Origin of the sequence: Leisingera sp. ANG-M1 (genome assembly GCF_000813745.1) — a bacterium.
Classification (GTDB): domain Bacteria; phylum Pseudomonadota; class Alphaproteobacteria; order Rhodobacterales; family Rhodobacteraceae; genus Leisingera.
On the sequence record NZ_JWLC01000036.1, the window covers coordinates 1 to 12,477 of the forward strand.

At 63.6% G+C, this 12,477-nt stretch carries 15 protein-coding genes and 1 other RNA gene; 10 read left to right on the forward strand and 6 right to left on the reverse strand.

Annotated elements, in window-relative coordinates; translation table 11 throughout:
• From RA19_RS24500 to RA19_RS24520, 5 genes are all read right to left on the reverse strand, one after another.
• The coding region (locus RA19_RS24500) for an SPFH domain-containing protein (protein WP_039168191.1) at positions 1-914 on the reverse strand (914 nt) is incomplete at its 3' end.
• A gap of 26 nt (positions 915-940) precedes the next feature.
• Positions 941-1,858: a DUF2927 domain-containing protein gene (locus tag RA19_RS24505; protein ID WP_052262053.1), complete on the reverse strand. Its 918-nt coding sequence runs from the start codon at positions 1,856-1,858 to the stop codon at positions 941-943.
• A 26-nt stretch (positions 1,859-1,884) separates the two neighbouring features.
• A complete protein-coding gene (locus RA19_RS24510) occupies positions 1,885-3,075 on the reverse strand; it encodes a toxic anion resistance protein (RefSeq protein ID WP_039168193.1) in 1,191 nt (396 codons plus the stop codon).
• A gap of 18 nt (positions 3,076-3,093) precedes the next feature.
• Positions 3,094-3,987, reverse strand: a complete 894-nt coding sequence (locus tag RA19_RS24515) for a 5-bromo-4-chloroindolyl phosphate hydrolysis family protein (protein WP_039168196.1) — start codon at positions 3,985-3,987, stop codon at positions 3,094-3,096.
• Positions 3,988-4,157: 170 nt separating this feature from the next.
• Entirely contained in the window at positions 4,158-5,168 is a 1,011-nt protein-coding gene (locus RA19_RS24520; protein ID WP_039168292.1) for a pseudouridine synthase, read from the reverse strand.
• Positions 5,169-5,229: 61 nt separating this feature from the next.
• Between RA19_RS24520 and RA19_RS24525 the strand changes: the two genes are divergently transcribed.
• The 4 genes from RA19_RS24525 to RA19_RS24540 all read left to right on the forward strand — a co-directional run bounded on the left by RA19_RS24525 (position 5,230) and on the right by RA19_RS24540 (position 7,293).
• Positions 5,230-5,679: a nucleoside deaminase gene (locus RA19_RS24525; protein WP_039168199.1), complete on the forward strand. Its 450-nt coding sequence runs from the start codon at positions 5,230-5,232 to the stop codon at positions 5,677-5,679.
• Positions 5,680-5,777: 98 nt separating this feature from the next.
• Positions 5,778-6,359, forward strand: coding sequence for a TetR/AcrR family transcriptional regulator (locus RA19_RS24530; RefSeq protein WP_039168200.1), 582 nt, complete (start codon positions 5,778-5,780; stop codon positions 6,357-6,359).
• Positions 6,360-6,379: 20 nt separating this feature from the next.
• Positions 6,380-6,673 carry a YciI family protein gene (locus RA19_RS24535; protein WP_039168203.1) on the forward strand — a complete coding sequence of 98 codons (294 nt, stop codon included), beginning with the start codon at positions 6,380-6,382 and terminating at the stop codon, positions 6,671-6,673.
• On the forward strand, positions 6,670-7,293 hold the full coding sequence (locus RA19_RS24540; protein WP_039168206.1) for a DNA-3-methyladenine glycosylase I: 624 nt from the start codon (positions 6,670-6,672) through the stop codon (positions 7,291-7,293). The genes RA19_RS24535 and RA19_RS24540 overlap by 4 nt, the downstream gene beginning before the upstream one ends.
• 107 nt (positions 7,294-7,400) lie before the next feature.
• Here the strand turns inward: RA19_RS24540 and RA19_RS24545 are convergent, their stop codons facing one another.
• A complete protein-coding gene (locus tag RA19_RS24545; protein WP_039168209.1) occupies positions 7,401-8,093 on the reverse strand; it encodes a metal-dependent hydrolase in 693 nt (230 codons plus the stop codon).
• Between the two features lie 176 nt (positions 8,094-8,269).
• Here RA19_RS24545 and gatC point away from each other — a divergent pair, with 176 nt between their 5' ends.
• The 6 genes from gatC to rpmG all read left to right on the forward strand — a co-directional run bounded on the left by gatC (position 8,270) and on the right by rpmG (position 12,450).
• The gene (gatC, locus tag RA19_RS24550; RefSeq protein WP_039168212.1) at positions 8,270-8,557 is read left to right on the forward strand and encodes an Asp-tRNA(Asn)/Glu-tRNA(Gln) amidotransferase subunit GatC; all 288 of its coding nucleotides are present in this window, start codon (positions 8,270-8,272) and stop codon (positions 8,555-8,557) included.
• 5 nt (positions 8,558-8,562) lie between these two features.
• On the forward strand, positions 8,563-10,050 hold the full coding sequence (gene gatA, locus RA19_RS24555) for an Asp-tRNA(Asn)/Glu-tRNA(Gln) amidotransferase subunit GatA (protein ID WP_039168215.1): 1,488 nt from the start codon (positions 8,563-8,565) through the stop codon (positions 10,048-10,050).
• A 40-nt stretch (positions 10,051-10,090) separates the two neighbouring features.
• Entirely contained in the window at positions 10,091-10,888 is a 798-nt protein-coding gene (locus tag RA19_RS24560; RefSeq protein WP_039168218.1) for an excalibur calcium-binding domain-containing protein, read from the forward strand.
• Complete coding sequence (locus tag RA19_RS24565; protein WP_039168221.1) at positions 10,888-11,577, forward strand: N-acetylmuramoyl-L-alanine amidase; 690 nt, start codon at positions 10,888-10,890, stop codon at positions 11,575-11,577. The genes RA19_RS24560 and RA19_RS24565 overlap by 1 nt, the downstream gene beginning before the upstream one ends.
• A 182-nt stretch (positions 11,578-11,759) precedes the next feature.
• An RNA gene (gene rnpB, locus RA19_RS26010) (RNase P RNA component class A) lies at positions 11,760-12,164 on the forward strand.
• A gap of 118 nt (positions 12,165-12,282) precedes the next feature.
• A complete protein-coding gene (gene rpmG / locus RA19_RS24570) occupies positions 12,283-12,450 on the forward strand; it encodes a 50S ribosomal protein L33 (protein WP_008554190.1) in 168 nt (55 codons plus the stop codon).
• Positions 12,451-12,477 lie beyond the last annotated feature (27 nt).

Sequence of the window (12,477 nt, forward strand, 5' to 3'; positions counted from 1 at the left end):
GGCGCTGCCGGTGCGGCGGCAGCGGGGGCGGGGCGGGCGCCCCAAGGACCTGCGGGCTGACCCGCTGCCATGTTTCCCATCTGCTGGGCCAACGCCATGCCCATACCCATTCCCATGCCGGCCCCCATGCCGCTGTTCGGGGTCTGCGCTGCTGCGGTCATCGCTTCGGCAGCCGAGAACTGGGTATAGCGGCCGAGATCACTCAGCACACCCATCTGGGTGCGCTTGTCCATCGCTTCCTCCACCGCAGGCGGCAGCGAGATGTTCTCGATGTAAAGCTCGGGCATCGACAGGCCATACTCGGCCAGGGTGCCGGAAATCTCTGCCGCGACCAGCTTGCCCAGGTCGCCGGTGTTCGCGGCCATATCCAGCACCGGAATGCCGGAGCTTGCCACAACGCGGGAGAACTCCTGCACGATTATGTTGCGGATCTGATAGGAGATCTCGTCCATGGTGAACTCGCCATCGGTGCCGACGATCTCGGTCAGGAAACGGGCCGGATCGGCCACGCGGATGGTATAAGTGCCAAATGCCCGCAGCCGGACGGGCCCGAACTCCGGATCACGGCAGATGATCGGGTTCTTGGTGCCCCACTTCAGATCGCTGAACCGGGTGGTATCGACAAAGTAAACTTCGGATTTGAACGGCGACTGGAAGGCGTGATCCCAATGCTGCAGCGTGGTCATGATGGGCATGTTGTTGGTCTCAAGCATGTAGAGACCGGGGGTGAAGACATCGGCCAGCTGGCCTTCATGCACAAACACGGCCGCCTGGCCCTCGCGCACCGTCAGCTTGGCGCCGTATTTGATCTCATGGCCCTCGCGCTCGAACCGCCAGACCATGGTGTCATGGGTGTCATCCACCCAGTGAATGACATCAATGAATTCGCCTTTGAGAAAATCAAAAATACCCATGCATCAGGTCCTCTTCATGTGGCGGCCTACAGTTCCTGGCCCATCGCCTCACGGGCGAGAATGCGGATCACGGGGCGGGCCTCTTCCAGGCTCATCCCCGTCTTCAGTCTAGGATCATACAGCATCTGCAGCAGTTTTTCGTCAAAGCTGGTCAGCAGCGCAAATTCGTCGTCGTCGTTGAAAATCGAAGGCCGCGCCCGCGGGCTGTCGTTTCTGAGGCCGAGGCCTTGCGCCACTTCCTCATGCACACAGCTCTTGCGCACCAGGTCGGGGTGCTCGGCGCGGATCAGCGCGATGCCGCGGGTATAGGACAGCGGGTCGTTTTGCGGCCCGCCGGCCACCACCAGGCAATAAAAGCTGCGCGGCGGTGCAGCCAGCAGCGACAGATCCTTGGCGCTTATCGCGGGCAGCAGCTCGCGCACCCGTTCGGCCACAAAGGCGCTATCGTCGAGGCTGGCAAAGATCACGTGGAAATTCGCCCGCGCAGCCACAGTGCTGACGGGGTGGCCGGTGATCCGGGCCAGCCGGGCAGTATAGCCTGCTACTGTCTGGCGGTCCGCTTCGCGCTGCTCCGGCGGCACCGAAGGCCCGAATTCCGAGGCAATCCGAACCGGACCGGCCCAGCGGCCTAAACCGCCGGAGATGCCCGAGCCGCCGTATTCGTCGTAAAACGCCAGCGCCTCGAAGCTCTCAGCCAGATCCTCGGCGTCATAAGGCGTGTCCGGCCCGCCGCCGTCAGTGCGCAGCAATCCGCGGGTCAGCAGATCGCGCTGCAGAGCGTTGTAGTAATAGGCCAGCTGGGCGCTGTCAGCGGAAGGAGTGTAGACGGCCGGTTCCGGCGCTGGGAGGGCCTGGGGCACCAGCGATTCCGGCTGGGCAAAAGGCAGGCACGCCGACAGGGCTGCTGCCGCCAGCAGGGCGGCACCGGTTTTCAGAACTCCCATATGTGTCTGCGCCCAAACCACTCCGGTCAGTTCGGCACTGCGGTGCCGGCGGTGTCGCCAACCCCGTCACGGCGCGCCTTGGCAGCGGCCAGCGTGTCGCGCAGCTCGGCTTCCATCTTCTGCAGGTCGGCCTCGGCAGCGGCGCGTTTGGCCTTGCCTTCATCGGCGATGCGCAGGCTGTCCTGGATGGTGCCGATCAGATCGGCATTGGCCTGTTTCACCGCTTCGATGTCAAAGACGCCGCGCTCCATCTCCTGGCGGATCATTTCGTTGGACTGGCGCAGGTTGGCGGCGTTGGACTTCAGCAGCTCATTGGTCAGGTCATTGGCATCGCGTACTGCAGCCGCCGCCTGGGCTGAACGCTGGATCGTCAGCGCCTGAGCCAGCTGCGTTTCCCACAGCGGCACAGTGTTCACCAGGGTCGAATTGATCTTGGTCACCAGCGATTTGTCGTTCTCCTGCACCAGCCGGATCGAGGGCAGGGACTGCATGGTGACCTGGCGGGTGAGCTTCAGGTCATGCACCCGGCGCTCCAGATCGTCGCGGGCCGCGCGCAGGTCGCGCAGCTCCTGTGCCTTCATCACCTGGTCCTCCTCAGCGGCGGCCTGAACTTCGGCCTCCTTGGCAGGGATCGCGGTGCCATCCAGCTCCGCCAGCTTGGCCTCGCCCGCGGCAATGTAAAGGGCCAGCTCGTCATAGAAGCTCAGCGTCTTCTCATAGAGCATATCGAGCGACTTGATATCTTTCAGCAGCGTATGCTCGTGGCCCAAAAGGTCATCGGTGATCTTGTCGATCTGCCCCTGCACGGTTTCATAGCGCGCGGTGAACTTGGCAAAAGGCGCGGCCTTGCCCAGCAGACGTTCCCAGAAGGTTGGCTTGCGCCGCACATCCAGCTCTGAAACCGAAAAGCCGCGGATCGCCGTCACGATGTTGCGCAAGCTGTCGCCCGCAGGCCCAACATCCTTGTTGCGCACATCCGACAGCATCGCCTGGCTGATCGTCTGCAGTTCCGCCTGCGCGGCAGAGCCGAAATGGATGATCGAATTAGTATCCGCCATATCGATCTGATCCATCCGCACCCGGATCGCTTCGCTGGCCTGGGCATCAGCCTGCTCCAGCGGCTGCACCTCGGCAACGGGTTCCGGAAGTTCGATGGCCGTAACCTCCTGCACCAGGGCTTCGGCTTCGGCGGCTTTTTGTTGAATGGCTTCGGACATGAACGGCTTCCTCACTAATCAGTTTTGGTCCAAATGGACCCCTTCGCGCTGCAGCCGGTCGCGCAGCACATCAATTTCAATGGTCAGGTCCGCGCGGTCCTCGACCAGCATCTTGCGGGTGCGCGCGGCAAAGTTCTGTTCCAGGTCATCCAGCAGCGCCAGATAGCCGGCACGCGCCTGAGCATCCTGGCTGCGGGCATAAATGTCGGCGAATTTCACTGTCGCGTCGCGGGCGCCCCGCAGGTAGACCGTCAGGTATTTGCGCGCGGCAGTCAGGTCGCGCGGGTCTTCCTCGACCGTGCGGAACAGGTCGCGGGCAACGGCCTGGAACTGCTCAACCCTCGCTTCAACCGCGCGGTCGCGGGCGCGCAGGACGGCGTCTTTCATTGCGGCAAGGCTCTCTTCGGCCTCATCCACAGCGCGCGCCACGCGGGACTGCTGGAACTCGTCGATGCCCTCGGCGCCCTTGTCCTGCAGCGGGTCGATGCCAAAGGCGGCAATGTGCAAGCCGGCCGTGGCGGCAGCATAGATGGCGGCAATCAGAATGCCGGGCTCTGCTTTCCACGCGGCCAGTGCCGCGCCGCCGCCAGCCAGAACAGCTGCCAGGATTTTGCGGGGCAGGGCGGGTTTGCGGGCCACCTTGCGGGCGTCAAAGGCGGCTTGCGCTTTCAGCCCCTCGCGCAGAAGAAAGGCGCCGCCAATCCACAGGCCTGCACCAACCAGCCCCAAAGCCAGCCCGGTCGCACCGTCGTTCAGGGACAGCAGGGTCAGGATAGCAGGCGGCACAAACATCAGGTTCGCGCGCACGCCCACGGGGTCAACCTGGGCGTTACGGAAAGATTGGCCCGGACGCGAAGCTTGCGGTTCTGACTGTCCTTCCGGGCTGTATTTGCCGCCGAAACGCTGTGCCATGCGGTCAGCCTCCCACGATCCAGCCGGTGCTGAGCCCGAGCATCAGGATCAAAAGGGCGGCATAGGCAATTTTCTGCACGCGGGTCCCCCAAATGGCCGGCAAGAATTAACTGCTGGAAATCTAGGGGATAGCGGGCGCTGTTACTAGGGGGAAGTCCCCGGCAAATGCCTCAGCGCCGGGGATTCTTGCCGATCGGGCGTTTGGCCCCGCCGCGCTGGGCAGGCCGGTCACCGCGCGGGGCTGCGCCTTTGCCTGCAGGTTTGCCCGGGGCGCCCGGACCCTTTGCGCCGGGCCTGCTGCCGGGTTTGCCTGCTGGCTTTCCACCCGGCTTGCCGGTGCGGGAGCGGGTCGGGCGCGCGGGTTTTTCCTCTTCAGGCTCCAGGCCCAGCTGGTCGCGCACCACCCGGGACCGCAGTTCTTCGACTTCGCCCGCTTTCAGGTCGCCCAGCTGAAACGGCCCGTAGGACACCCGCAAGAGCCGGTTCACATTGAACCCGATGTCCTCCATCGCCCGGCGGATCTCGCGGTTCTTTCCTTCGCGCAATCCCACAGTGACCCAGGCATTTGCGCCTTGCTGGCGGTCCAGCGAAACCGTCATCGGCTGAAAGCGTTCGCCCTCAATCACCAGCCCCTTGCGCAGCGGTGCAAAATCTTCGTCCTTGGGCCGCCCGTTGATCCGCACCCGGTAGCGGCGCAGCCAGCCAGTCGAAGGCAATTCCAGCTTGCGCTTGATGCCGCCATCGTTGGTCAGCAGCAGCAGCCCTTCGGAGTTGAGGTCGAGCCGGCCCACCGTCATCACCCTCGGCATCTCTTCCGGCAGCTCGTCGAAGATTGTCTTGCGGCCCTTCTCGTCGCTGTTGGTGGTCACCAGGCCTGAGGGCTTGTGATAAAGCCACATCCGCGGCGCTTCGGCTTCGGGCAGCGGCTGGCCGTCGACCAGGATGCGGTCCTTGCCGGTCACGTTCAGCGCGGGGCTGTCGATCTTCTTGCCGTTTACCGAAACCCGGCCTTCGCCGATCATGCGCTCAGCCTCGCGGCGCGAGGCAACGCCCGCGCGCGACAGCACCTTGGCGATGCGGTCGCCATCAGGTGCCGCGCCCGCCTCGGGTTTGGCAGCCGTCTCGCGTGGCTGGGATTTCGGACCGGGTTTGCCTTTGGGGGATGCGGGTGTTTTGCTCATGCGGCTGCCATAGAGCATTCCGCTGTCTTGCGAAAGCGCGCAATCGCGGGCAGGTAGGGGCATGGCTTTCAAATCGCATATGGACAAGGCACTGGAGCAGGCGCGGCTGGCGGCAGATCGCGGCGAGGTTCCGGTGGGCGCGGTGCTAATTGCTCCGGACGGGCAAGTGGCTGCACTGGCGGGCAACCGCACGCGCGAGCTGAACGATCCGACTGCGCATGCCGAGATGCTGGTGATCCGCGAGGCCTGTGCGGCCTTGGGCAGCGAACGCCTTACGGGCCATGATCTCTATGTGACGCTGGAGCCCTGCGCCATGTGTGCCGCCGCCATTGCGGCCGCGCGCATCCGCCGCGTTTACTACGGCGCCTCCGATCCTAAATCGGGCGGCGTCGCCCATGGTGCCTGTGTGTTCTCCCACCCGCAAGCGCATCACGCGCCCGAGGTCTATGACGGCATCGCCGAAGCGGATGCCGCTGCGCTGCTCAAGGAATTTTTTGCCGCCAAACGCTGATGCAAAACCGCATGACGCTGCGTCCCGGCGATTGCTTGTTGCTTGGCTAGGGCAGTTGTCCTACTTTGTGATTAGGTCAACTGTCCTAGGGTCCGGAAATGCCACAGCCAACTACCAAAGACCGGATTGCAGAGGCCGCGGATCAGCTGTTCTACGAGCGTGGTTTTGAGGCGGCCTCCTTTGCGGATATCGCTGCGGCTGTGGGCATTTCACGCGGTAATTTCTACTATCATTTCAAGACCAAGGACGAGATCCTTGAAGCGGTGATCCGCCGCCGCTTGGCCAATACGCGCGCCATGCTGCAGGACTGGCAGGCACAGGGCGCCAGCCCCGTTGAGCGTATCACTTGCTTCATCCGCATCCTGATTGCCAACCAAGCCAAGATCACCCTTTACGGCTGCCCGGTCGGCACTCTGGTTGCTGAACTGGGCAAACTCGACCACGGCGCGCAAGGGCAAGCCAATGCCATTTTCTCTCTGTTCAGGGATTGGCTCTGCCGCCAGTTTCAGGAGCTGGGCTGCGGCACCCGCTCGGAAACGCTTGCAATGCACCTCTTGGCGCGCAGCCAAGGGGTAGCGTCGCTGGCGCAGGCCTTCAAGGACCCGGAATTCATCAACAGCGAAGTCGAGCAGATGCAGGACTGGCTTGCGGAGCAGATGCCTGCTGCGGCCTCTGGCTGACATCCATCAAAGGAGACGACATGTATTTCATATTGCTAACATTCGCCGCGCAGAAAGAACGCCTGGCCGAGTACCTCGAAGGCCACAAAGCCTGGCTGCAGCAAGGGTTCGCGGACGGTGTGTTCCTGGCCGCCGGCTCCATGACCGACGGCGAGGGCGGCGCGATCCTTGCAGTTGGCGAAAGCGAAGAGGCCTTGTTTGCCCGCGTGGCTTTGGATCCGTTTGTGTCCGGCGGTGTTGTTGAACCCGAAATCATCGGCGTGGCACCAACCATGATGGATCCGCGGCTTGATTTCCTGCGAGCGGGCGAATGAGCCGCTTGTTCACTGCTGCTGATGGCCAGCCGCGTTGCGCCTGGGCTGGCTCGGCTCCGGATTTCCTGCGCTATCACGACGAGGAATGGGGGTATCCCGTCGGCGATGACATCCGTTTGTTTGAGAAGGTCTGCCTGGAAAGCTTTCAGTCCGGCCTCAGCTGGCGCACGATCCTGGACAAGCGCGAGAATTTCCGAGCCGCCTTTGCCGGGTTTGACTTCAATAAGATGGCCAAGTTCGATGAAACGGATGTGGAGCGGCTGCTGCAGGACAAGGGCATCATCCGCCACCGCGGCAAGATCGAGGCGGTGATCAACAACGCCGCCCGTGCCCAGGAACTGGTGGCCGAGGCGGGGTCGCTGGCAGCTTTCTTTTGGAGTTTCGAGCCCAAGCCCGAGGACCTGCCGGAGCCGCAGACCGCCTCCACCAGCCCCGAATCCGTAGCGCTCTCCAAAGCGCTGAAGAAACGCGGCTGGAAATTCGTCGGCCCCACTACCGCCTTTGCGTTCATGCAGGCGATGGGGCTGATCAATGATCACGCCCATGGCTGCACATGCCGCGAACGGGCTGCTGCCGCGCGCAAAGCCTTCTTGCCGCCTGCGCTGAAGGCCGCTGAATGACAGAACCGCGCCGGGCCGTCAGGCCCGGTGCCCGGCCCAACGGGCGCGGATCTGCGCAGCGGATCCGGCGGCGGGCGGGAGCACCCGGGCCGCCGCAATCGTCCCGGTCAGAGCTCGATCGCTTTCATCACTTCCGGCTCGATCACCTCGACCCCCGGCAGGCCCTCGATCAGCTCCTGTGCTGACTGCTCCAGGATCGGGAAGCTCTTGTAGTGGCAAGGGATCACCGTCTTGAAATTGAAGTACCGCTTGGCGGCATAGGCCGTGGCCTTCATGTCCATGGTGAAATGCCCGCCCGCGGACAGGATGCCGACGTCCGGTTTGTAGTAATCGCCCATCCAATCCATGTCGGCCATGATGTCGGTGTCGCCGGACAGGTAAACGGTCTTTCCTTCGGCGCGGATCATGAAGCCAACCTCGCTGCCGCCAGTGCGCAGCCCTTCGGGCGTTGAAAAGGTCGAGCTGTGCGATGCTGGCACCATCGACACTTTCACGCCGTTCAAATCCACCGTGCCGCCTTTGTTGAAACCAACGGTCTCCACCCCTTCGGTTTCTGCCCACAGTCCCATCAGGTCGTATTGCCCCACAACCGGAACTCCCAGCCGTTTCGCCAGCGGCAGCACATCTACCACGTGGTCGAAATGCACATGGGTCAGCAGGATATGGGTGGCACCGGCAATTGCCGCCTCGTGGCTCTCCTCCGGCAGCACCGGATTTCCGGTCAGCCAGGGATCCACCAGCAGCACTTGGGCTTCGGTTTCAATGCGGAATGAGCCATGGCCCAGCCAAATCACTTTCATCTCGAAATCTCCTCCCGATGTATTTGCCCAAAGCCTATCAGGCTGGAGGTGAAAAAGAATGCGGACGTGCCGGCAATTTCCGCATAGCCCATCATTGCGCGCCGGCAGCCCCAAGCAGGCTTGCAGGCAGGCCGGTGCGGCGGTAAATGCCTGAGTAACACGAGATGAGGGTTTCCATGTCGATTGACCAAAGCACCGCCGCCAAGGTGGCCAAACTGGCCCGGATCAAGGTCGAGGACGACGCGCTGCCGGCGCTGGCAGACGAGTTCAACAATATCCTGGGCTTCATCGAACAGCTGAACGAGGTGGATGTTAGCGGCGTTGAGCCGATGACCTCGGTCACCCCGCAGCGGCTCAAGCGCCGGGTGGATGAAGTCACCGATGGCGGTCAGCAGCCCAAGGTGCTGGCCAATGCGCCGGACGCCCGCGAAGGCTTTTTCGCAGTGCCCAAAGTCGTGGAGTAAGAGACATGAGCGACCTGAACAAACTGGGCCTGGCCGAGGCCCGCGATGCGCTGCGCAAAGGCGACACCACCTCCGTCGAGCTGACCGAGGCCTGCCTCAAGGCTATCGACGCCGCAGACGCTCTGAACGCCTTCGTGCACAAGACGCCCGAAGTCGCCATGGAGCGTGCCAAGGCCGCGGACGAACGCATCAAGGCGGGCGATGCCCCCTCCATGTGCGGCCTTCCGGTCGGTATCAAGGACCTGTTCTGCACCAAAGGCGTAGCCTCGCAAGCGGCCTCCGGCATCCTCGAAGGCTTCAAGCCCGAGTATGAATCTACGGTGAGCCAGAAACTGGCCGATGCCGGCTCTGTCATGCTGGGCAAGCTGAATATGGACGAGTTCGCTATGGGCTCTTCCAACGAAACTTCAGTCTACGGCAACGCCGTCAGCCCCTGGCGCCGCGACGGCGACGAAGCCCAGATCACACCCGGCGGCTCCTCCGGCGGTTCTGCTGCTGCAGTGGCGGCCGATCTGTGCCTCGCGGCAACCGGTACCGACACCGGCGGCTCGATCCGCCAGCCCGCCGCCTTCACCGGCACGGTCGGCATCAAGCCGACCTACGGCCGCTGCTCGCGCTGGGGCATCGTTGCCTTTGCCTCCTCGCTGGACCAGGCCGGCCCGATGACCAAATCGGTGCGCGATGCTGCCATCATGCTCGAAGCCATGTGCGGCCACGACCCCAAAGATTCGACAAGCGCCGAACTGGCGGTGCCGGATTTCGAGGCGATGCTGACCGGCGACATCAAGGGCAAGAAAATCGGTATTCCGAAAGAATACCGGATGGACGGCATGCCTGAGGAAATCAGCAAACTCTGGGCCGATGGCGCCGAGATGCTGAAGGCCGCTGGTGCAGAGATCGTCGACATCTCGCTGCCGCACACAAAGTATGCGCTGCCTGCGTACTATGTGATTGCTCCGGCTGAGGCCTCCTCGAACCTGGCGCGCTATGATGGCGTGCGCTACGGCCACCGCGCCGCGCTGGAAGCAGGCGATGGCATCACCGAGATGTACGAGAAGACCCGCGCCGAAGGCTTCGGCTCCGAAGTTCAGCGCCGTGTCATGATCGGCACCTACGTGCTGTCGGCAGGTTTCTATGATGCCTATTACAACCGCGCCCGCCGCGTCCGCACCCTGATCAAGAAGGACTTCGAGGACGTCTTTGCCGCTGGTGTCGATGCGATCCTGACCCCGGCCACCCCCTCGGCGGCCTTTGGCCTGGGCGAGATGACCGAGGCGGATCCGGTGCAGATGTACCTGAACGACGTCTTCACCGTCACTGTGAACCTGGCGGGCCTGCCCGGTGTTGCAGTGCCGGCCGGCCTGGACAAACAGGGCCTTCCGCTGGGCCTGCAGCTGATCGGCAAGCCCTGGGAAGAGGGCGATCTGCTGAACACTGCCTATGCGCTGGAGAATGCCGCAGGTTTTGTAGCCAAGCCGCAGCAATGGTGGTAAACCTCTGCTCAAGCAATTGAGCAGAGCTGACAGGTACCCCATGCGCGTCTTCGCATCTTATGCCGCCGCAGGCAGCCTTCTGGTTATGGCTGCCTGTTCCCCGCAAGTTCCCGACAGCGCCGCAGGCGTTGGCATCGACGGCGACCCCTTTGCGCCGCCGCCTGCTGCCGGCACCACCATCACCGGCGCGCCGCTGGTGCCGCCCGCGCGGGTCTCCACCGAGCCTTATCAGGTCACCCCTGCGCCGCGCAGCCCAGGCTCAACCGCAGCAGCCGGCACATTCGCAGCCGCCGCGCCTGAGCCCGCTGCCGCCGCCCCCTCCTATCTGACCGATGACGACATCGCACGCGAGGCGGCCGCCGCCCTGGCTGCGACCCAGGCCAACTCCGGCGTTGCGCCGCTGGAGGCCAGCCCCTCCAACCCGGCACCGCAAGCTGCCGGGAACCCCAGTATCTCTGACGAGAATGATTTCCAGGCGGTGTCCTCCCGGCAGTCGATCGAAAGCGATGCAGCCCGGCTGGAGCGCCAGAAAGCGCAGTACCAGCAGGTGCAGCCGGTGGCAGTGCCGCAGCGGACCGAAAGCAGCGGTCCCAACATCGTCCGCTACGCGCTGAGCACCAGCAACCCCAAGGGCGTGCGTCTCTACAGCCGCTCCGGCATCAACCTGAAAGCGCGCAACCAGCGCAACTGCGCCGAGTTCGCCTCGCCTGACCAGGCCCAGGTCGCCTTCCTGGAGCAAGGCGGGCCGCAGCGCGACCGCAAGGCGCTGGACCCTGATGGCGACGGTTTTGCCTGCGGCTGGGACCCGGCACCTTACCGGCTGGCCGTGCAGAACTGATGGCTGCTAGCGGGCAGCAGCCTGACCAGCCGGGTGCCCTTTGGTACCCCAGTCCGAATTTCGGGCCTCGCAGGGACGGTTTGACGCCGTCCCTGATCGTTTTGCACTACACCGCCATGGACAGCGCTCAGGCAGCGCTGGAGCGGCTCTGCGACCCTGTGGCGGAAGTCTCTGCCCATTACCTGATCGGCGCGGATGGCGCACTCTGGCAGATGGTGGCCGAGCAGAAGCGTGCCTGGCACGCTGGTGCCGGAGAATGGCACGGCCAAAGCGACATCAATTCCCGCTCCATAGGCATTGAGCTCGATAACTTGGGCTGCCATCCGTTCAGCGCGCCGCAGATGGCCGCGCTTGAACGCCTGATGCACGGCATCATGCAGCGCTGGAACATCCCGCCATCAGGCGTCATCGGCCATTCCTGCATGGCGCCCGGCCGCAAGTCCGATCCGGGCCCGCGATTTGACTGGGTGCGGCTGGTGCGTCAAGGGCTGGCTGCAGACCCCGCACCCGGCACAGCGCCCAAAGACGTATCGCCGGAAACATTCCGCAAGGCTGCGCATGCCGCGGGTTTCACGGCCTCTGCGGATGATGCTGCTTTGCTGCAGGCCGTGCGCCTGCGTTACCGGCCCGGGGGCAGAGGGGCTTTGGTGCCGGAGGATCTTGCCGCGCTTGGTCTTCAGGGGCTCTGAGGCCGGTTTTTGCGAGGCTCTGCCTCACGCTCCGGGATATTTGAGGCAAGAGGAAGGCCAGCCTTCTTCCTCTTGCTATAAATATCCTGGGGTGAATTGGCCGCAAGCCAAGAGGGGCAACGCCCCAAATGCAAAACTATCCGCTTGACGCCGCGCGCCGTTGTTCCTACCCCTCAGCCCGCGCAGAAGGCTGGATGGCCGCGGGGGGCGCAAGTCCCGCGAGGAAAGTCCGGACTCCATGAAGCAGCGGTGCCGGGTAACGCCCGGGCGGGGGAACCCGACGGAAAGCGCCACAGAAAACAGACCGCCAGCCCCCGGGCTGGTAAGGGTGAAACGGTGGGGTAAGAGCCCACCGCGCCCCTGGCAACAGGGGCGGCACGGCAAGCCCCACCGGGAGCAATGCCAAATAGGGTCCCCGCGCGGGCAGGTTCCGGTTTCCGGAAAACCGCCGCTAGGTTCGCTTCAGCCGAGAGGGACCGGGTTGGCAGCTTGAGCGGCGCAGCAATGCGCCGCCTAGATGAATGGCCATCGATCCCTGCCTTACGGGGCAGGGGGGACAGGATCCGGCTTACAGGCCTTCTGTGCATAAATCCCCCGGGCAACAGGCCGAATCCTGTTGACTTGGGGGCTGAGGACGGTAAAAGCCGGGCTTCAGATAGGAATTTACCGAGAGGCCCCTGCCTTTTCGGACGCAGGAGAAGCACCATGGCGAAGCCGACCACCATCAAGATCCGCCTGAACTCGAGCGCGGGCACCGGCCACTTCTATGTGACCAAGAAAAACGCACGCACCATGACCGAGAAAATGGTCGTCCGTAAGTACGACCCGGTTGTGCGCAAGCACGTCGAGTACAAAGAAGGCAAAATCAAGTAAGCCTTGCCTTCGGCACAGATTGGGAAC